At 38.1% G+C, this 20,117-nt stretch carries 13 protein-coding genes, 2 tRNA genes, 3 rRNA genes and 5 pseudogenes; 22 read left to right on the forward strand and 1 reads right to left on the reverse strand.

What is annotated here, in order from left to right; all coding sequences use genetic code 11:
- Positions 1 to 279 precede the first annotated feature (279 nt).
- Positions 280 to 891, forward strand: a complete 612-nt coding sequence (locus ACZ48L_RS11275; protein ID WP_044114047.1) for a hypothetical protein — start codon at positions 280 to 282, stop codon at positions 889 to 891.
- 7 nt (positions 892 to 898) lie between these two features.
- Positions 899 to 1,495 (forward strand): hypothetical protein, encoded by a 597-nt coding sequence (locus ACZ48L_RS11280; RefSeq protein WP_025792959.1) that lies wholly within the window; start codon positions 899 to 901, stop codon positions 1,493 to 1,495.
- Positions 1,496 to 1,684: 189 nt separating this feature from the next.
- Here the strand turns inward: ACZ48L_RS11280 and ACZ48L_RS11285 are convergent.
- Positions 1,685 to 1,969: pseudogene (locus ACZ48L_RS11285) on the reverse strand (transposase); the annotation flags it as partial.
- 366 nt (positions 1,970 to 2,335) lie between these two features.
- Here ACZ48L_RS11285 and ACZ48L_RS11290 point away from each other — a divergent pair.
- The 20 genes and pseudogenes from ACZ48L_RS11290 to ACZ48L_RS11385 all read left to right on the forward strand — a co-directional run bounded on the left by ACZ48L_RS11290 (position 2,336) and on the right by ACZ48L_RS11385 (position 20,116).
- Positions 2,336 to 3,613, forward strand: a complete 1,278-nt coding sequence (locus ACZ48L_RS11290; RefSeq protein WP_025793079.1) for a hypothetical protein — start codon at positions 2,336 to 2,338, stop codon at positions 3,611 to 3,613.
- Between the two features lie 704 nt (positions 3,614 to 4,317).
- Positions 4,318 to 5,848, forward strand: a 16S ribosomal RNA gene (locus tag ACZ48L_RS11295).
- A gap of 201 nt (positions 5,849 to 6,049) precedes the next feature.
- Positions 6,050 to 6,123, forward strand: a tRNA-Ile gene (locus ACZ48L_RS11300).
- Positions 6,124 to 6,221: 98 nt separating this feature from the next.
- Positions 6,222 to 6,298: transfer RNA gene (locus tag ACZ48L_RS11305), tRNA-Ala, on the forward strand.
- Positions 6,299 to 6,510: 212 nt separating this feature from the next.
- Positions 6,511 to 9,413: ribosomal RNA gene (locus ACZ48L_RS11310) — 23S ribosomal RNA — on the forward strand.
- Positions 9,414 to 9,551: 138 nt separating this feature from the next.
- Positions 9,552 to 9,664: ribosomal RNA gene (rrf, locus tag ACZ48L_RS11315) — 5S ribosomal RNA — on the forward strand.
- Together the 16S, 23S and 5S rRNA genes with 2 tRNA genes alongside form the textbook arrangement of a ribosomal RNA operon.
- 420 nt (positions 9,665 to 10,084) lie before the next feature.
- Positions 10,085 to 10,312: pseudogene (locus ACZ48L_RS11320) on the forward strand (RHS repeat-associated core domain-containing protein); the annotation flags it as partial.
- Between the two features lie 15 nt (positions 10,313 to 10,327).
- Positions 10,328 to 10,966 (forward strand): JAB-like toxin 1 domain-containing protein, encoded by a 639-nt coding sequence (locus ACZ48L_RS11325; RefSeq protein WP_081767872.1) that lies wholly within the window; start codon positions 10,328 to 10,330, stop codon positions 10,964 to 10,966.
- A 698-nt stretch (positions 10,967 to 11,664) separates the two neighbouring features.
- Positions 11,665 to 12,216: a hypothetical protein gene (locus tag ACZ48L_RS11330; RefSeq protein WP_464722053.1), complete on the forward strand. Its 552-nt coding sequence runs from the start codon at positions 11,665 to 11,667 to the stop codon at positions 12,214 to 12,216.
- Between the two features lie 33 nt (positions 12,217 to 12,249).
- Complete coding sequence (locus ACZ48L_RS11335; RefSeq protein WP_025792773.1) at positions 12,250 to 12,573, forward strand: hypothetical protein; 324 nt, start codon at positions 12,250 to 12,252, stop codon at positions 12,571 to 12,573.
- 3 nt (positions 12,574 to 12,576) lie between these two features.
- The gene (locus ACZ48L_RS11340; RefSeq protein WP_025792772.1) at positions 12,577 to 13,086 is read left to right on the forward strand and encodes a hypothetical protein; all 510 of its coding nucleotides are present in this window, start codon (positions 12,577 to 12,579) and stop codon (positions 13,084 to 13,086) included.
- A 367-nt stretch (positions 13,087 to 13,453) separates the two neighbouring features.
- The gene (locus ACZ48L_RS11345) at positions 13,454 to 13,945 is read left to right on the forward strand and encodes a hypothetical protein (RefSeq protein ID WP_242401756.1); all 492 of its coding nucleotides are present in this window, start codon (positions 13,454 to 13,456) and stop codon (positions 13,943 to 13,945) included.
- A gap of 562 nt (positions 13,946 to 14,507) precedes the next feature.
- Positions 14,508 to 14,846, forward strand: coding sequence for a hypothetical protein (locus ACZ48L_RS11350; protein WP_052341970.1), 339 nt, complete (start codon positions 14,508 to 14,510; stop codon positions 14,844 to 14,846).
- A 492-nt stretch (positions 14,847 to 15,338) separates the two neighbouring features.
- Positions 15,339 to 15,578: pseudogene (locus ACZ48L_RS11355) on the forward strand (RHS repeat domain-containing protein); the annotation flags it as partial.
- A 549-nt stretch (positions 15,579 to 16,127) separates the two neighbouring features.
- Positions 16,128 to 16,781 (forward strand): hypothetical protein, encoded by a 654-nt coding sequence (locus ACZ48L_RS11360; protein WP_025792766.1) that lies wholly within the window; start codon positions 16,128 to 16,130, stop codon positions 16,779 to 16,781.
- 124 nt (positions 16,782 to 16,905) lie between these two features.
- Positions 16,906 to 17,142 (forward strand): annotated as a pseudogene (locus ACZ48L_RS11365) (RHS repeat-associated core domain-containing protein); the annotation flags it as partial.
- Positions 17,143 to 17,150: 8 nt separating this feature from the next.
- Positions 17,151 to 17,648 carry a hypothetical protein gene (locus tag ACZ48L_RS11370; protein WP_025792765.1) on the forward strand — a complete coding sequence of 166 codons (498 nt, stop codon included), beginning with the start codon at positions 17,151 to 17,153 and terminating at the stop codon, positions 17,646 to 17,648.
- Between the two features lie 1,392 nt (positions 17,649 to 19,040).
- Entirely contained in the window at positions 19,041 to 19,667 is a 627-nt protein-coding gene (locus ACZ48L_RS11375; RefSeq protein WP_464722054.1) for a hypothetical protein, read from the forward strand.
- A 53-nt stretch (positions 19,668 to 19,720) separates the two neighbouring features.
- Positions 19,721 to 19,922: pseudogene (locus tag ACZ48L_RS11380) on the forward strand (RHS repeat-associated core domain-containing protein); the annotation flags it as partial.
- Positions 19,859 to 20,116: a hypothetical protein gene (locus ACZ48L_RS11385; RefSeq protein WP_025792763.1), complete on the forward strand. Its 258-nt coding sequence runs from the start codon at positions 19,859 to 19,861 to the stop codon at positions 20,114 to 20,116. The pseudogene ACZ48L_RS11380 and the gene ACZ48L_RS11385, both read left to right, overlap by 64 nt.
- Position 20,117 lies beyond the last annotated feature (1 nt).

A 20,117-nucleotide genomic window follows, 5' to 3' on the forward strand; every position in this document is an offset into this window, starting at 1 on the left:
ACTTCTTATCTTCGGCTACATTTTTGGCGTATAGGTCACAGTTTTTGCTAAGAAAGACAGGGTAATAGAAAGACAAGGTAACAGATGAACAAGTTTTTAGTTAACAAGTAAACCAGTTGATAAGTTAACTGTTATATGCTTTGTTTACTATTAACTGGTTTATTCTTTTTCAAAACCTCAAGAAAACAGACAATTAAGAATAATTAATGCACAAAAACATTTTGTATGTAAGAGAAAGACTATCTTTACGCTTAAATAATAATTTAACACCAATAACTTATGAAGAATGAAGTACTTATTAGAATAACAGGAGAGCAGACAGGCGATAGTTATTTAGCAAAATCTTATCCTGACAATGACTATGACAATGATGGCTGGGGGGAGTTATATGCTGTTCCCGTTTATTACATTAATATTATCAATATTAGCACTCCATCTATTGAGCGCAGATGGAAATGCTTAAGATTCATGCCTTATTGGAACGACCCTGTCTTACCCTCTCCCCATTATAGGTTGCGAAAGTGGACGGTTGCAGGGTTGAGTGATGGTAAAGAACGCTTTAAGGTAGCATATTACGATGCGACATACGGAACTAGAAACAGTTATTCCCCTCATAAAGGTGCAATCCAAATCCAGAATAGTTTTCTTATTCATAGCGGTCCTCCTACCTTGGAGGATAGTGGGTGGGGAAGTGCTGGATGTGTTGAGATTATTGGAGATTTTTCCGAATTTAAGGAAGATATCAAGACTGTATCGGGAATAGGAGGATATTTGCCGAGCGATGAAGTTATTCACAGATTGACAAAGGCAGGAAAGTTATATATAGAGATTGAGGCAGCTCCAAAGCCTTCTATTACTCCAATGTCAAATCGGTATAGGTTTAAAATATAACAATAATATGAAGAGATTAGCATTATATTTCGCAGGTCTGGTTTGCATACTTTGTAATTGTACGGCGCAAACAGTATTATCGTCGGCAAAAGACAATACACAACAAAATCAGAATAAGCAACTGCAACAAAACGCCAAAGGGCAGGAATCTACCCCTACTTACAGCATTATATCTGTAGAGAACACTTATAAACTACGATGGACTGGTAAGGCTTTTACTGGTGTTCACAAAGACAAAGCAAATACATGGCTTATCAAGGCTGTGGTGAAAGGCTTGGATGCCAAATGGCTCAAACATCCTCTTTCGATTACAACAAAGGATGTAAGGTTGCTTAAAGACAGCCTACGAAAAGAAGTAGTAACAATCATAGCCTTGGAGTCAGCAGAGGCGGGATGGAGTTTTACTACCTTCAACAAAGAATATTTCATGATAGAAGAATGCAAGGCACCCTTGTATGCTGTTCCATACTTTATAAACGGCAGTGTCTACATCCTTTGTATTACCCCATCATTTAAAATCATAGGCAACGAGATGCGCCCCGCTATTGACAAAAAAACATTGCAAGAAAGCGTATTGATACCACTGATGAACGTATTTAGTTGACGAGTTGCTTGCTAAGAAAGACAGGGTAATAGAGAGACAAAGTAACAGAGGAACAAAGTTCTTTTGAGTAACAAATTTACGAGTGGACAAGTTAACGAGTTGTTTGTCTACTTGCTGACTTGTGCACTCAAAAACTCGTCACAAAAACGTTCTTATGTTACTTTGTATTTTAACGTGTGTTCGACGAATTCAGAACAATGCAAGCTGTGTGTCAACGGTCCTTTGTACATTGATGCACGGCTTCTTTGGAAACAGGCAATAAGCAGCAATTGCCCCTAATAAATTGACGATGAAATTGTCAAAGCATCTATGTCTGTAGTGTTCCACCTGCGCAATGTTCTTAAGTTCATCATTCACTGTTTCAATAATGGCTCTTTTTCTAAGTAAAAGTCTGTCTGAAACGCTCATTAACGCTCCTTTCATGTTACTCTTCAATTTGGTAATAAGCTGTATTCCATCAGCGAAAAGCCTTTGAAAGGGCTCTTGCTGATGTAGCCTTTGTCTGCATAACTTCTACCTTTGTCGTCGTAGAATTACGATGATATTTTCTTTTTCCTGTAGGTATTAGCGTGTATTTGCTGTCATTGTATCAAAAAACTTGCAGAAGTCATCTGCCATACAAAATATTTCAGTAACTTTGTCCTCGGTGATCATAGCGATTTTTGTTTGTAATTGTTTGTAAATCAACACCTTAAAATTACAACAAATTTTGCTAATCACCAAATTTATAGACACTTATAATTCATCGAACTCACGTTATAATAGAGTGGTTTGCTTAATCGTGAAGTTGAAAGGTGAATAGATAGTGAGAGAAAAGAATAAAAATAAAACAACGAAATAATGAAGAAATATCTGTTACTCCTACCCATCTTAATTTTATTTGGCTGCAAAAATAATCCAAGTACAAAGGAAAATAATCCTGATAACAACGATTCGACTAAGGTGCTTAATACGGAGAACAAAACCTCTTTGCCTTTAGCAATTCAACAACAGTTGGGAATATCGGAAGATATGATATTGCCATTTGATTCTATAAGAATGGATTCGCTAATACAAGATTATAAAATTGCTTTATCTGATGATTCCGAAGGCGATGATTATGAAGAGCCAGAATGGTTTTCTGATAATGAACAGTACATAAAAACTTTAATTCCTTATGCTTTTAACGATTTGATAAAGCGAGGATTTGTGCCTTTGTCTGCAATTCAATTTCAGAATAAACTAAAAACATTGGGTTTGGAGATGCAAGAAAGAAAGAAAATCCCTGTAATCAATGAAAAGAAGCATTATTTTACTATGCCTTCTTTTACTTATGAGGCAATCGATGATATGGCATCAGATGGCTTAGACAAAAAAGAACTTAACTATATCAAATATGGAATGTCGAATGATATATTTGTAAAAGGCTACAATTTTATTTTGCCAACAACATATATTACGGATTACTTAAAGGAAAAGAAAGGAAACGTCGTATTTAGTTTAAGCGACGAAACAATTCATCTGAATAAGTTTTTATTAAACAATGATAAAGCAAGTCTTGCGTGGCTAAAACAGAATAGTCCGTTATCATTGATAGCTCTTCTTAAGACTTATGGTTACGATACCAACGAATCAATCAATAATATCGTTCTGGCGGATATAGCGCATCGATATTTACAAGATGGAAGCGCATCTTACATGCTAAACACATTCATACGTAAAATATTCTTTAATAAGCCACATATGGAGATTAGAGAAGGATTATTAAAGTCTCTACTACGCTTACCCGTAAATGAAAAGAATAGTATATGGTTAGCAATGCTTGATATTTATATAGATTTCCTTATTAAAGATGCAACCAAAGACACCTATTATTGGCATTCTTGGTTTACACAAAAAGAACGTTACAAGGCTGCAGCTTATTTCGCATATTATTTGTTTAAGCTAAGAGCAAAGTATAAAGAAACGAGCCCAATCTTTTTTTCTCATGAGCTATATTACAATAAAAACTTCTACAAATATCTTTATGAACAGAAGTATTTCAATCTTCCTAAATTCAAGGAGATATGCGATTCTGTCTACGAAGAATATGATGTAGATGTTAAAACGTACCTTAATAGGGTGGGGAATAATGGATGAACAAAAGGAAAATCCCGAAGGAGAAATACGTTTGGCAAGTCGGGAAGATACTGTAAAAGTTCATGAGTTGGCTGTATGTCATTGTGCAAAGATATCTTTATGTTATTCTGTCTATAGAATGGAGACTCTATTAGTGACTGGATAGGGAGAATTGCAAGATTAGGATGCTGAAAGCTTAAGGATTAATTTTCAAACAGACAGAAGAGCTTTTCCGCCGATCCATCTCCCTATATAATATAAGGTGTAATCCACTTTAGAGCCTCCCTAAGGAAGAAAAATAATATTTTTATTAAAATTTTCCATAGAAACGTTTGGAGGTTTGTAGAAAAGTCCATACCTTTGCATTGCTTTTCGGATATAACGTGATATTTAATCTAACTATACGATAAGCCGGGACATCTCGGAGTGAGAATTGTCGCCGATAAAGAAAGAGTTCTTTGAAAAGATTTACATAAACAGAGAAGTAGTACAAGAAGCGTCTGTTTGATTTTATATCAGATAGATGGGTAAAAGAAACGAACCGATCAATTCATTGTCTGTACTTTAGTAGTATTGCTACGAAGTATGGATCAAAGAAAAAGGTGCTTTTTACTTGATATTATTTAGGATAAGCGTTCTGAAACAGAGATTATTCGGTGAAAGTGTTTTGGTTTGTGGTATTCATTATCACTTATCATCCATCACTTATCACCAAACCATATTTTACAATGGAGAGTTTGATCCTGGCTCAGGATGAACGCTAGCTACAGGCTTAACACATGCAAGTCGAGGGGAAACGGCATTAAGTGCTTGCACTTTTTGGACGTCGACCGGCGCACGGGTGAGTAACGCGTATCCAACCTTCCCATGACTAAGGGATAACCTGCCGAAAGGCAGACTAATACCTTATGGTCTTCACTGACGGCATCAGATGTGAAGTAAAGATTTATCGGTTATGGATGGGGATGCGTCTGATTAGCTTGTTGGCGGGGTAACGGCCCACCAAGGCAACGATCAGTAGGGGTTCTGAGAGGAAGGTCCCCCACATTGGAACTGAGACACGGTCCAAACTCCTACGGGAGGCAGCAGTGAGGAATATTGGTCAATGGGCGAGAGCCTGAACCAGCCAAGTAGCGTGCAGGATGACGGCCCTATGGGTTGTAAACTGCTTTTGTATGGGGATAAAGTCAGTCACGTGTGATTGTTTGCAGGTACCATACGAATAAGGACCGGCTAATTCCGTGCCAGCAGCCGCGGTAATACGGAAGGTCCGGGCGTTATCCGGATTTATTGGGTTTAAAGGGAGCGTAGGCTGGAGATTAAGTGTGTTGTGAAATGTAGACGCTCAACGTCTGACTTGCAGCGCATACTGGTTTCCTTGAGTACGCACAACGTTGGCGGAATTCGTCGTGTAGCGGTGAAATGCTTAGATATGACGAAGAACTCCGATTGCGAAGGCAGCTGACGGGAGCGCAACTGACGCTGAAGCTCGAAGGTGCGGGTATCGAACAGGATTAGATACCCTGGTAGTCCGCACAGTAAACGATGGATGCCCGCTGTTGGTACCTGGTATCAGCGGCTAAGCGAAAGCATTAAGCATCCCACCTGGGGAGTACGCCGGCAACGGTGAAACTCAAAGGAATTGACGGGGGCCCGCACAAGCGGAGGAACATGTGGTTTAATTCGATGATACGCGAGGAACCTTACCCGGGCTTGAATTGCAGAGGAAGGATTTAGAGATAATGACGCCCTTCGGGGTCTCTGTGAAGGTGCTGCATGGTTGTCGTCAGCTCGTGCCGTGAGGTGTCGGCTTAAGTGCCATAACGAGCGCAACCCCTGTCTTTAGTTGCCATCAGGTTAAGCTGGGCACTCTGGAGATACTGCCACCGTAAGGTGTGAGGAAGGTGGGGATGACGTCAAATCAGCACGGCCCTTACGTCCGGGGCTACACACGTGTTACAATGGCCGGTACAGAGGGACGGTGTAATGTAAATTGCATCCAATCTTGAAAGCCGGTCCCAGTTCGGACTGGGGTCTGCAACCCGACCCCACGAAGCTGGATTCGCTAGTAATCGCGCATCAGCCATGGCGCGGTGAATACGTTCCCGGGCCTTGTACACACCGCCCGTCAAGCCATGAAAGCCGGGGGTGCCTGAAGTCCGTGACCGCAAGGATCGGCCTAGGGCAAAACTGGTGATTGGGGCTAAGTCGTAACAAGGTAGCCGTACCGGAAGGTGCGGCTGGAACACCTCCTTTCTGGAGAGGATGTTTATCGGTTGAATAATGACGAGTATCTTGAGATGATTTCTTAAGTATATCAGTTTGTAATTTGACGGTAATATCAAGACTTGAAAAAGAACCTTGGTTCGTTTTTCTTCTTGTACTGCGCTGACTCTGTTTTCAAGAATAAGAGAAAGGGAAGTCTGATAAGATAGCCTCAGTGCTTTCTTCCAACTCAGTCCTATAGCTCAGTTGGTTAGAGCGCCACACTGATAATGTGGAGGTCGGCAGTTCAAGTCTGCCTGGGACTACACATCGGCTCGGTCGGATGTGCTCCAGGCTTCAGTTCCTTGAAGGGGACATAAGCTCATGCAGATGTTTCTTAAGGATTTCTTCTCTCTTTTCCCTTGGGGGATTAGCTCAGTTGGCTAGAGCACCTGCTTTGCAAGCAGGGGGTCAACGGTTCGAATCCGTTATTCTCCACCATTAAAGGTAATCATTTGTTTTAAGGTATTTCCTTATTCATTTTCGATTTTCCTTTATCCGATCTTTGACATATTGACACAAGCAAGACTGTAATGTAGAGCTGGTCTTTTTTTAGACCAGTATTCTAAAAGAGGTTTTACTTCTTTAAATTAGAATCACACAACAGCTGAAAGTATGAGCTACATTCTTTGTAAGGAATTACAGAGAAGGCGAAGAAAGTAAGAAAGGGCGCATGGCGGATGCCTTGGCTCACGGAGGCGATGAAGGACGTGATAAGCTGCGATAAGCCTTGGGTAGGTGCAAATAACCTTTGATCCAGGGATTTCCGAATGGGACAACCCGGCAGGCTGAAGGCCTGTCATCACTGCTAATGCAGTGAGGCGAACGGAGGGAACTGAAACATCTTAGTACCTCCAGGAAGAGAAAATAATTTAATGATTCCCCTAGTAGTGGCGAGCGAACGGGGAAGAGCCCAAACCTGTGACGTAGCAATGCGCCGCAGGGGTTGTAGGACCACGCTGTCGTACTTTGATTGTGAGGCGAATATACTGGAAAGTATAATCATAGAGGGTGATAATCCCGTATCCGAAGCATGATGAGACGTAGTGGTATCCTGAGTAACGCGGAACACGTGTAATTCTGCGCGAATCCGCCGGGACCATCCGGTAAGGCTAAATACTCCCGTGAGACCGATAGTGAACGAGTACCGTGAGGGAAAGGTGAAAAGCACTCCGATGAGGAGAGTGAAATAGTTCCTGAAACCATGCGCCTACAAGCGGTCGGAGCTGTTAATTCAGTGACGGCGTGCCTTTTGCATAATGAACCTACGAGTTACCATGTCTGGCAAGGATAAGTGCCATTAGTCACGTATCCGCAGTGAAAGCGAGCCTGAACAGGGCGTCGAGTCAGATGGGGTAGACGCGAAACCAAGTGATCTACACTTGCCCAGGTTGAAGTCCGGGTAACACCGGATGGAGGACCGCACGGATAAGCGTTGAAAAGCTTCCCGATGAGGTGAGTGTAGGAGTGAAAGGCCAATCAAACTTGGAGATAGCTCGTACTCCCCGAAAGGCATTTAGGTGCCGCGTGCATCGATCTCCATGAGAGGTAGAGCGACCGATAGGTCAAGAGGGCTTCACCGCCTATCGAGACCTGACGAACTCCGAATGCTTATGGATAGCAGATGTGCAGTAAGGGGGCGGGTGCTAAGGTCCGTCCCCGAGAGGAGAAGAATCCAGACCGCCGTCTAAGGTCCCGAAATTCTGTCTAAGTTAGTCTAACGAAGTCTGGTCCCCGTGACAGCTAGGATGTTGGCTTGGAAGCAGCCATTCATTCAAAGAGTGCGTAACAGCTCACTAGTCGAGGGTCCGGGCATGGATAATAATCGGGTATAAGTCAGATACCGAAGGCGCGGGATAGCAATGTAAATTAAAAGTATCGGTAGGGGAGCATTCCATCGACGTTGAATGGTGAAGGTAACTGATCCTGGAGTTTATGGAAAAGCAAATGTAGGTATAAGTAACGATAAAAAGGGTGAGATTCCCTTTCGCCGAAAGACCGAGGTTTCCCGGGCGATGCCAATCAGCCCGGGGTTAGTCGGGTCCTAAGTCTCAGCCGAACGGCGAAGGCGATGGCAGATGCGGTTAATATTCCGCAACTCGCATATTCAGTGATGTGGAGACGGAGCAGTGACACTGCCGCGCCCTGACGGAATAGGGCGTTTAAGTCTGTAGGCTATGAGGATGGCAGGCAAATCCACCATCCGAGCTGAAGGATGAAAGTACAGGTTGTCCTTCGGGACGACTTGAGTGCAGGTAATCATACTTCCGAGAAAATCCGCTAAACTTAATGTTTATGCGACCCGTACCGCAAACGGACACACGTGGTCGGGTAGAATATACTAAGGCGTTGAGAGATTCATGGTTAAGGAACTAGGCAAATTGACCCCGTAACTTCGGGATAAGGGGTCCTCATGTATAATGAGGCGCAGAGAATAGGTCCAGGCAACTGTTTAACAAAAACACAGGGCTGTGCAAACTCGAAAGATGACGTATACAGCCTGACACCTGCCCGGTGCTGGAAGGTTAAGAGGAGATGTCACCAGTAATGGGAAGCATTGAATTGAAGCCCCAGTAAACGGCGGCCGTAACTATAACGGTCCTAAGGTAGCGAAATTCCTTGTCGGGTAAGTTCCGACCTGCACGAATGGTGTAATGATCCGGACGCTGTCTCAACCATGATCTCAGTGAAATTGTAGTATCGGTGAAGATGCCGATTACCCGCGATGGGACGAAAAGACCCCGTGAACCTTTACTACAGCTTAGCATTGACCTTGGTCATCCGATGTGTAGGATAGGCCGGAGGCTTTGAATCGGGAGCGCCAGCTTTCGTGGAGCCATCCTTGAAATACGGCCCTTTGGCTGTCTGAGGTCTAACGCGCCTAAAGGTGCGGACACTGCTTGGTGGGTAGTTTGACTGGGGTGGTCGCCTCCAAAAGCGTAACGGAGGCTTCCAAAGGTGCCCTCGGGCCGATTGGTAACCGGCCTTACAGAGTGCAATGGCATAAGGGCGCTTGACTGGGAGGGAGACATCCCGAGCAGGCAGGAAACTGGGGCATAGTGATCCGGCGGATGTGTATGGAAACTCCGTCGCTCAAAGGATAAAAGGTACTCCGGGGATAACAGGCTGATCCCCCCCAAGAGCTCATATCGACGGGGTGGTTTGGCACCTCGATGTCGGCTCGTCACATCCTGGGGCTGGAGAAGGTCCCAAGGGTTGGGCTGTTCGCCCATTAAAGTGGCACGCGAGCTGGGTTCAGAACGTCGTGAGACAGTTCGGTCTCTATCTATCGTGGGCGTTGGAGTTTTGAGTGGTGCCGTCACTAGTACGAGAGGACCGTGATGGACAGACCTCCGGTTTACCAGTTGTGCCGCCAGGTGCACCGCTGGGTATCTGAGTCTGGACTGGATAAGCGCTGAAAGCATCTAAGTGCGAAGCCATCCGCGAGATGAGAACTCCTCATAAGGGTCGTCATAGACGATGACGTTGATAGGGTGCAGGTGTAAAGACGGTGACGTCAAAGCCGAGCACTACTAATTGCCCGAAACTTTCTTCGGTTCTGCCCCGATTTCTTTAAGGAGAGGGCAGGACAGGTGACTCACACTTTGAGCTGTGTTGCTCTTCATTCTTTTTTGCTTGTGGAAATAGGTCACCTTATACTGTTGATGTTTAATAGTCAACTTGAAAAGAATTATCAGGTGGTTATTGCGGCGGGGTCTCACCTCTTCCCATTCCGAACAGAGAAGTTAAGCCCGTTTGCGCCGATGGTACTGCAATGCAATGCGGGAGAGTAGGTAGCCGCCTTCTTTTATAGAGAGAGCTTTGAAGAGAAATCTTCGAGGCTCTCTTTTTTTGTTTTATCTTTGGATGACTCCGGTCAGCCGTCTTATATCCTACTCGCAATCCCTACTCTCAAATCCTTGCCTTAGCCTTATTCCTAACCCGATTATAACCAACTCATCCAAATATACAATACATCCAAAAATACAACACATCTAACACAGACAGCTTTTCTTCTTTGTACGGATACATTTACAAAATAATGTTGTATATTTGCCTTAAAATAACACATGACATAGTAGTCTGCGGACATTAGGTCTTACGGTGGAGGAGGTGTTGTGGTGTAGGAGAACTAGGTCTCTTTGTGCTGTGATGAGAGTCACAGTAGGGACTGATGTCTCTCATATTTATGTTCTAACTTCACCACAAACACTATTCTGACGCTCCAAAATATTATTTGACGAATACTCATCATCCGAAGACCTGCCCTACAAGTTCAACGGCAAACAGTTCGATGAAGAAACAGGTCTGTACTATTATGGTGCAAGGTATATGAATTCAGTCACGAGTATTTGGTATGGAGTTGATCCGTTAGCAGAGAAGTACCCTAACTATTCGAGCCATATATATTGTATGGATAACCCGATAAAATCAGCTGATTTGTTTGGAACGGATATATGGAATATAGATGTGGGAAGTGGAAACGTTGTTCAAAAGATTAATTATATAGGTAAAGATATAATAAATCTTGTCTATAATGTATCTGAAGGTCTGTATGAAACAAGAATATCGTCTATTATGGGGGAAGAGCTTTCTTTAGAACTCCCTTTCCAAGCTATAACACAGTTGAGTGAGCGAGAAACTAAAGTGTCAGATAAGAATGGTGATTTCTATAGAATTAATAATGGTAAGTGTAGTTCACAGATATTTGAGTTCCTTTCTGAGAATACTGCTGTAGAATGGATGCAGATCAAAACCGTTCATAAAAATAATGCTATTGACTTCATAACAACAAGCCATCAAAATGGTTCAGAAGATGCTGTTAATTTCTTATTGGATGGAATGTTAAGTACTGGGTATGACATAAAAGAATTAAATCATAATCATCCAGAAGATTATTATGATGTAAGTTATCCTTCAGGAGCATATACTAATCCTAGAAATCCAAGCCAGACAAGAGGGACATGGGGTGATGTAGGTTTTGTACGTTATTATTCAGAAAAATTTAAGAATTCTTCCATTAAGTTCCAAATATACTTTAAAGATGATGATAGCTTTAAATACATTCAATACACAAAAGATTCTAAAAAAGAAGATTATGTTAAGTAAGTGTTTTATTTTTTCTTGTTTTTTGTGTTGCTTTTTGTGTAGTCATGCACAAGGAAGATTTTGTAAAAAAGATAATACTTGGAAGTATAGCTTTATTGCTCGTGAAATAGAAATTGATACTTTTTTTATAAAGTCTTTCAATACAACCATGTATGATTTGAAAAAGAATTATATGGATAATATGAGATTATTAGCAGTAAATGATCGTGATTTAAATTTCTGGCTTAGTTTTAAGTCTATATCAGATTCTTCGTATATAATTAAGGCAGAACTTGACATCTATCCACCTGTTAATCACTGTGATTTTTTCAGATATAAAGGTTATACATATTGGGTCAATACTAAAGAGATTCCTTGTAATTTAATAAAAAATAAAAAAAGGTGGCGGAGAATAAAGTTTGTGGAAAAGCCACGTATTCATACTCCAATTTATTTTATTCTCAAATATTTAAATACAACACAAGAATTAGTATATATAACCTCTACGACTGACTATTTCAGATATTAATATTAGCAAATAAAAACTTTAAGGACAGAGATACCTGGTATTGTTAGTGACTTCGGCAACTATCGTCCCTGGACTGCAAGTGAACAAAAAGCTGCTATAGATCAGAGGAACTCGATCATTTATAATTTCTGGAATAATAGGAATGGGCTCATAAAGTAACAAGGATACTTCGTGTTTAATTATTATAAAAATGAAAAAGTTCATAAATATCTTCTGTCTTCTATTCGTTTTTGCTGTTTGGGGATGTGAGAAAGGAAATACTGTTGATGGTACTTTTAAAGATTCTATTATAGTCTTTTTTAGTCCGATATTTTCATCGCATAACGATTCTCCAAAAGAGTTATTGATAAAGTCAAAAAAGAATCAGGTTAATGACACTGTTTTTATGTCAAAGAAGGACTTTTTTTCTATAAAGAACTATATTCAAAAGCAAATCCCATTAACAACCAAAGTAAAAGGTGTTCCAGAAATGCTAATTAAATCAGGGAATAAATCTATATTTCTTGTTAGACTTAGTAAGCGTTATACAACTGATGTAGAAGGACGTGCTTTGATTCCAAACAAGAAGATAATACAATTAATAAATGATTCTATAAAGGTGTATAATTATTTTTATAAAGATGATATTTTATTAGGAGATATGTATGACAAAGTACCTCAAGATTATAAATACTATAGAAAGTCTGGAGATAACAGATATTTGCAAGACAGGGGTATAAAAATTTGGATAATAGAAAGATAAAAGCTTCCATGAAAATTATTTAAAGTGCAGACGATGACTTATCCTGACGGTGAAGTGGTGACTTATCACAACAATACTGCTGGGCACCCTGTAGATGCAAAGGATTATAATAACTTTCTGAAAGTACGAGGGTGGCAAGTTGTGAGTACCAGTCAAGTCTTTCGACCTCAAAAGGGTGATATAGCTATATTTAGAGATTTTCAAGGAGGCAAAAGGTATCATTCAGCTGGCCATATTCAAATGTTTAATGGGGATAGGTGGATTTCCGATTTCAGACAAAATGGTTTTTGGGCAGGAGGTGATTATAGACGTCATCACCCCTCATTTGTGATATTAAGATTCGGCAGAAAAGAGTAAATAATGAAAAAGTCAATTCTATTTTTGGTTTTTGCTTCACTGATAAGTGGGTGCAAGTTGGCAAGTTCTAAAAGCATTTTATCCAATAAATATAATGAGAAAGTCATTTATGCTAAAAGAAAAAAAATGAAGGATGATATAGATAAAAGAGTATTTTCCTTTTATCGGGAATTTCTTAGTAAGTATATCTTAACAGATAAGAATCCATATGTAATAGGAACTTTGAAAAATAAATTTAGCAAAAGCTTACTACATCGTCTTCATGAATGGTATATAGAAGAATATGATGATTCTGATGGACAAGGGCTTGCTTTATGGCTATTTCGAGTTGGAGGACAAGATCCCGATAATCAAGACATGCTTTCATCACTAAAAATGGAACAGCTTGGACATGACTGGTACAAAATAAAATTGCGTGATAAGAAGAAATGGGGAGAATACAAAGTAAAAATAATAAAACATAATAACAGTTTTGTTATTGATGACCTTATAAATAATAATATTCTCTTATAGGAGTTTAATTTACGAAAAACGTAAGTCTTTGCATTCTAAATATAGAAACATTTGTCTCATCGAGGAAAGACATATTTGTAAACCGGATAGGAACGGGTATTTAATTTTGGCAACTTCTTATATGGATTTAGTGGACGCCAACTTGGTGTAGCGTTATCAATGTTGAAACTATGTGGTCACATTAATAGTCTTGTAAATTCCCCACAGAATGGTTACAAGCCCCAGTTGGATTCTTCTGATGATCAATACTCCATTGAAAAAGGATATTTCTATTCTCATAAAGGACCAAAAGTAGGTTATATAGCCTATGAGATAAATGTGCCAACTTATAGGAAAGGTGCAGCGAGGAAATTAATAGGAAAATTTTATGACAAAACAAGAAGAAAGTAATAATATGAATTCTAAGATAAAGATATTGCTTCTATTTATGGTCCTTTTCGTCTTTGGCGACTGTACTTCTGAAGTCAGATATAGTAGTCAAATAATAAACTATGATTATCGTAATTTTGATGGAGTCTTAATCTATAATAGAGATTCTGAAGTTATAATATTTGAGTTATTTAGGGCAAAAGAAAGCGGTCTTGTTTTTGTAGACAGTAATTTAAAAATAATAAAAAAGCCAAGGAACTATATTTTAAAAGATAAAGAGATAATTAAGCTGATTAGGGCTTATAAACGGCTAAAGCTATCATATTGTCGCATAGACTACGATAAAATAATAAGAGTCATATGTAATGGTATAGACTATATAAGAATAAATAAAAATCACAATGACAAAGTATATCTTTTCGAAGAGCATAAACATGAGTATAAATATATCGGAAATGATTGGTATGTAAAAAATATAACATATAATTAACTTGAAGTAGGTTTAACAACGTTTATGGCCGCAATGGCTCATACGTCACCGCTGGTCAGCAGGACTATGCTGAACGTATGAATCATATTCAGACACAGAAAGAAGGGTGTTAGAAGATGGTGGTTATGTTCCTGTCTCTAATTGACCACATGTTGTGTATCAACCATCAACTCCTGCAGGAGTTGTTAATCAGCTATCAGCTAAATCATAGATTAAAGGTTCTCCAGTTAGAGATGTTACATTTAAAATGAATAGAGAAATAAAAGATTCAGTTCATGCGAGATAAGAGAGTAAAACTTTTTGTGATTATATTTTCTTTATATGTGCTATATTTAAGTATTAGTGTAGTACTGAACGGGGAAGTCAGTTTAAAATATAATGCAATAAGTATGGAAGATATAAATCATATTATTCATTATGCATTGTTAGTAATAGTCTATGAAATAATAGTTTTACTTGTATTACTATTACCCTTTTCTCATAAAAGGAAGTGAGTGAAAAATAATTTATCGTTAACTCAAATGGAACATGCTCCAGATTGAAAGTTACGAAGATCAGAAAGATGGATAATTTTAAACATTTCTCATGGGATGATATTATCTCTTTTTCAGAAATAGATAGACCAATGTGGCATTATCATAAAGGTGGTAATGGGGATTGGAAAGGAGAAGGAAAACCAGCCAATGGCTATCTTCTTGTGGAAATTGAAGGCATTCCTTATTGGGCAGATGCCATCGGACAAATCCCGTTTGCACTTAATGATTATAGGAATTATTATAAGAACAGTTTTGATTCGGAGTATGCAGAGAGAAACACTATTGCGGATGGTACACAGTTCGCTAATGGCAGTTTGTGGAATTTAATATTTCCGTCTTATGACTATTGTAATGAAATAGAATGATTATCCAGCAAGTAATATGGGTGTTTATATTTTAAAGTAAAATGAAGATCGAAGTTAAGAAAATATTATCTATTGTTATGTTATCTTTGGTGTATATTTTAGTGACCACCTTTGTTCAATATAGATACAAAAATAGTTTTGATATAGGGGACGGTATCCTTTATTTTTACAGCAACACATTATATACGTTAGGTTTCATAATTACCTTTCTTATATACGGAACTCCGATGATACGAAAATGGATATCTTCATTCATAGGTGTTGTCTTCATTGTTTGGTATCTATGTATATGGATTGATTGCATAAATTACATGCCATATGAGGCTCCGTTCTATATAGCATTTGGATTCTTAATATTCATAACCGAAATGATTTTCTTGTGTTTTTTATATAAGAAAAATTCTGTCAAGAAAGGGCATCAGTGAATGGATATAATGATAGTTATTCATATTGATATATATTAAGCTCATGAGCCAGATAGGGAGCCAAAAGGAAGAATACTCATCAAGTGAAGACCTACCGTATAAATTCAATGGCAAACAGTTTGATGAGGAAACTGGTCTGTATTATTACGGTGCAAGGTACTTGAATCCTATGGCAAGTCTCTGGTATGGGGTGGATCCACTAAGCGAGAAATATCCATATATTGGTAGCATTGTGTATTGTGAAGGAAATCCCATTATTCAAATAGATAACTTTGGTTTAGTCCTAAAAAACCGAATAGGAAAGTAAATAATAATTCAAATCAATTTCCCCTACGTATGAAATAGGAGGCATAATATATCGAGGGGGGACAAATGGTTGGAGAGAAGCCGCTTGAACCAGTTCACCCCAAATTTTATTTTTTATTCACTTCTGTTGGATTGGCAAAATCAGTATCTGCTTTATCCAATATCAATATTAGCTCTATTATAAGTATTTCTTCAAAGAAAGTATCATCTTTTCTTGAATCAGTCCCTCAACAGATATATAAAGCTTGTAGAGCTATAAAAAAAGGTGGTCCAACCTTTGCACAGTATAAACGTCAATATTGGTGAGAACATTCAAAAAGAAACCTCTCAGACTTATATTCAAGGGAAAATGGAACAGTTTGGAGACAGTATGAGGAATTACATCATCGCTTTATAACACAAAGAACAAAATGGGCACCCAATTGGCTTAAAAATAACAGAATCAATTTAAAACGTGTATCAAGCTTGGAACATGTATAAACAGATCCTTACCGTGCAAGAACAGCGCCGAAGTGGACTAAAGAAGAGTATAATTTAAAAACAAAATAAGATGTTTAGCTTTTTCAACAGAAATAAAATAGAGGAACAGGATATCTCCTTTCTTAAAAATGTGATTTGCATTTTGCCAAATAGATGGAACTTTCTACTAAAACAAATTAATAGCAAACATATTATAGGAAAATGTAAAAATAAACATTATGGAAAAGGATTTTATAGTTTAATTCTCAATAGAGAATATCACGACTACAGTGATTACAACTATCCCGAGTTAGTAATACTGTCAGGTATTCTTATTTGGAATAAAAAAAGACAAGAGTATGTAGAAGTACAACTAGATATTTCGTTTGGTACAATAATTGGCTATTATTTTAATTCAAAATATAGTTCTCTAGATTGGCATAAAATCTGTCTAAATACGCTAGAAGAAAATACATATGCAAATCATTCAAACGGAAAGAAAAATATCATACAAATGTTTTTACAAAAACTTTCTTTAGAAGAACAAAAGAAAATAGATATAGGTGATATTAATGAACTTGAGATTGGAGGAAAAATATATTATACTATTAAAAATTTAGATGATGGGGATTATATAGCTATTAATAATGCAGGAGAAGTCTTCTCTATAACTCATTCCCCTTTTGAAATAAAGAAGTTGTCTACCTCTATTGATGCATTTCTCAACAAACATCATGACTATTAATCTATGATGGAAATATCACGTTGCGTATACCTATTAGTAATGGTAAATCTGGCAATAAGTACAGCTGAACCTACGTTTATAATATATAATAGTTGAACCTGTTTTATAGGTATGACTTTATTGCAATAATCGTATCGCTTCAAGAATAGGAACGGGTACGTTCAACAACGTCTATGGACGTAACGGCTCATACGTCACTGCTGGTCAGCAGGACTATGCTGAACGTATGAATCAGATTCAGATACAGAAGGAAGCGTATTATAAGAAGGTGGGTGTAGCACCTGGTGTGCCAACAGAGAAGGGTGCGTATAGTAATCTGAGGGCTACAGGAACAGCTGGACATTCAATATTTTGGAAAATAGAGAAAAGATGAAACAGATTATAATATTAATTACATTTATCATTTTTCCCTTTCAAATAGGAAAGGCTAATAGTCTTATTTCTTTAAAGAGTGATATAGATACTTCTATCGTTATACAGACTCAAAGACAAAAATGCATAATTGTCCAATTAATTAATAAATTTACGGATACGGAAGGATTGACCAAAATACTTCTAATTAAAAAAGACAAAAAGAAGCTTATAAGTAAAACTTTACCATCGGCAGATGACATAAAAAATCTCAATATTAATATAAATAAATACAGGACAGGCTTCATACTTAAAGCTCAATATGGTGGAGGAGATAATTTTTACAATCGCGATTTCTATTTTAAGTGGATTAAAGGTAGTTTCTTCTTATATAAAATTGTAGGTACACACGCTAAGCCTAATTTCACTAAAAGTATAATTACAGTAAAGAATATTCTGCCATTTATAAATATCAGAGATTTCAATATCCAATGTTTTTTAGAGAATACTCCATAAGTTGTTTCTTCAATTGATATAATAATCTATTCAAGAGAACAACCGCTTGATGGCTTTAAGTGATAAAGCAAGTTGAATCCTTACTCTTACAATGTTGTTGGTGTTCACTAATGGAGAGGCGTTACTTTTGTCAAAGAATAAACTAGGTGTTCCATTGTTACTCTAAAACCCTAACATAGTTTTTGTTTTTAGTTGCTGTCACTTTTAACATTTCTCGTAAATATCTTGTTGTCAAGGTGTTGAGCCATGTAGAAAAGTGACGGGAGTGACAGGAAAATTGAAAGGTGGTTGTTTTTATGGTGTTCGACTAATTATGCAGGGGGAGAGATATTTGCTTATTATGAAAAAGAAAAGGGCATAAGAAGGGGTGTAATAAAGATTCATACATTGAGAATAGTAGGTGGTTTTTTGTAAAGTAAAAGATGCCCTTTTGCAACGCAAAAGATGCTCTTTTGAGGTGTGAAAGACGCCCTTTTGCAATGTAAAAGGGCATCTTTTGGAACGGCATTTGTAAGTCTTTGATAGAGAATGGCATACAAGTCTGAATGCTTTGCATAACTCCTGATTTTGTGGACATGCAACTTCAAATCACTGTAAACATATTTCTGATTAGTCCGTAATGGGGCGATGGTATATGAAAGGATGGATAATCTTACGAGGATCTGTGCTGGAGCGTTTTACCACAAACAGCCATATCTTATAACTATAAGTCTCCCTTTCCCACTCAAGGACAAAAGCCTACCGTATACCATTTCCGTTTTTGCTGTCATTTCTGTCACTCCGTTTGTGTCTTTAATGGTCTGAATATAAGCCAATTACAGGAAGTGTTAAAAGTGATAGCAACTAAAAACTAAACTTAATTAGGGTTTTGATGGTTTTCGTTTGGTTACATTTAAACACACAACGCCCTTCATCTTTCTCCTGTTTTCCCATACTCTAAAGCCCCATTTACAAAATAAAGTTGTATATTTGCCTTAAAATAACACATGACATAGGAGTCTGCGGATATTAGGTCTTACGGTGGAGGAGGTGTTGTGGTGTAGGAGATATAGATCTTTTTTGTGCTGTGAATGAAAGTCACAGTAGGGACTGGTGTCTCTCATAATATATGTTCTAACCACAAACACTACTCTGACGCTCTAAACTCTTAGTCGATGAGCATTCAACATCCGAAGACCTACCATATACGGTTTCTACGACAAGAGGCTATAGACAACAAGAACCTGTAGACAATGTAATGGTGGGGGAGCCCTTGGAAAAGTTTTCTCAGGATTATTAAATGTTTTTGAGAAAGTTGCACAACGTGCTACCCCAATATTGATACCAGCCACAACAATTTATATGAATGAAATTAATGATGGTAGAAATCCACAAATACAATAATACAAACAGATGAAAGAGCTTATCAAAGATTTAGAAAACTGTTTAATTGAATGCAGAAATCCGATATTAAGCAATATGGATCAAGATTGCGACAGAAAAACAGAAAACGATATTGTAGAGGCCTTTAAGTCCATAGGGCTGATATGTTGCCAAGAACTTATGGACTTGTATCTCTGGAAAACAGGATGCACTAAAGAGTTTATTTTTGATTTGGGCGAAGACGAAAATGAATGGAATCACTTTTTACTTTGCTCATATGGTAACTATGCGTCTTACATGGATTCTAGGAATATTATGATTTCGAACAAGAGCAACGATGCTGTCTATGCAGAAGACCACTATATGTATCCTTTTATTTATTGTGGCGTTTATGAAGATCCTATACTCATAGATCTTAATCCTAGTAGGGAGACTTACAAGGCTTTATTCTACTATAGCCCTGAAGTAACATTGTCGGAATATCCTATTATGATTTATGACTCTATTGAAAGCTGGATAAAAACAATTATTCAATGTTATAAACAACAGATTTATCATATAGATAGTAATGGATTTTTTCAGTATGATAGAGAACGTGAACCAAAACTATCACGAAAGATGAATCCCAAATCTGTGTTCTGGAAATTATTTGATTAATATCTTTAAGAAGTTTTAGTTCTCCAACACAGATTGGTCACGACCATTACACCTATGATGCCTACTTGCCATACGGTGAACTCCTTGTGTAGCAGTGAAGACCTGCCGTATAAGTTCAATGGCAAACAGCTTGATGACGAAACCGGCTTGTATTATTATGGTGCAAGGTACTTGAATCCTATCATGAGTCTATGGTATGGGGTGGGGTTGCACATGAGCTTGTTTTACTTGGTTCAGATGTTTCTAAATATGTAGAAGCATATAGAGAGAATAAGAATAATCCTGCAAAAGCTAGTGAAGTTATAGACAGAATGATGTCTCAGGACCCTCATGGAGACAAGGATCATGCAGATTTGGAAAATAATAATTTATCAAATATAGGAGTTGTCAATTATCTAAACACAATGAAAGAGATGGGATTTAACCCTATAAAACAAGTAAAAGAATAAA

The organism is Prevotella histicola (genome assembly GCF_055385135.1).

Coding starts and splice junctions, on each gene's coding strand:
- ACZ48L_RS11275 (WP_044114047.1), top strand. CDS start 280: ATGAAGAATGAAGTACTTATTAGAATAACAGGAGAGCAGACAGGCGAT.
- ACZ48L_RS11280 (WP_025792959.1), top strand. CDS start 899: ATGAAGAGATTAGCATTATATTTCGCAGGTCTGGTTTGCATACTTTGT.
- ACZ48L_RS11290 (WP_025793079.1), top strand. CDS start 2,336: ATGAAGAAATATCTGTTACTCCTACCCATCTTAATTTTATTTGGCTGC.
- ACZ48L_RS11330 (WP_464722053.1), top strand. CDS start 11,665: ATGAAAAAGTTCATAAATATCTTCTGTCTTCTATTCGTTTTTGCTGTT.
- ACZ48L_RS11335 (WP_025792773.1), top strand. CDS start 12,250: ATGACTTATCCTGACGGTGAAGTGGTGACTTATCACAACAATACTGCT.
- ACZ48L_RS11340 (WP_025792772.1), top strand. CDS start 12,577: ATGAAAAAGTCAATTCTATTTTTGGTTTTTGCTTCACTGATAAGTGGG.
- ACZ48L_RS11345 (WP_242401756.1), top strand. CDS start 13,454: ATGACAAAACAAGAAGAAAGTAATAATATGAATTCTAAGATAAAGATA.
- ACZ48L_RS11350 (WP_052341970.1), top strand. CDS start 14,508: ATGGATAATTTTAAACATTTCTCATGGGATGATATTATCTCTTTTTCA.
- ACZ48L_RS11360 (WP_025792766.1), top strand. CDS start 16,128: ATGTTTAGCTTTTTCAACAGAAATAAAATAGAGGAACAGGATATCTCC.
- ACZ48L_RS11370 (WP_025792765.1), top strand. CDS start 17,151: ATGAAACAGATTATAATATTAATTACATTTATCATTTTTCCCTTTCAA.
- ACZ48L_RS11375 (WP_464722054.1), top strand. CDS start 19,041: ATGAAAGAGCTTATCAAAGATTTAGAAAACTGTTTAATTGAATGCAGA.
- ACZ48L_RS11385 (WP_025792763.1), top strand. CDS start 19,859: ATGGTATGGGGTGGGGTTGCACATGAGCTTGTTTTACTTGGTTCAGAT.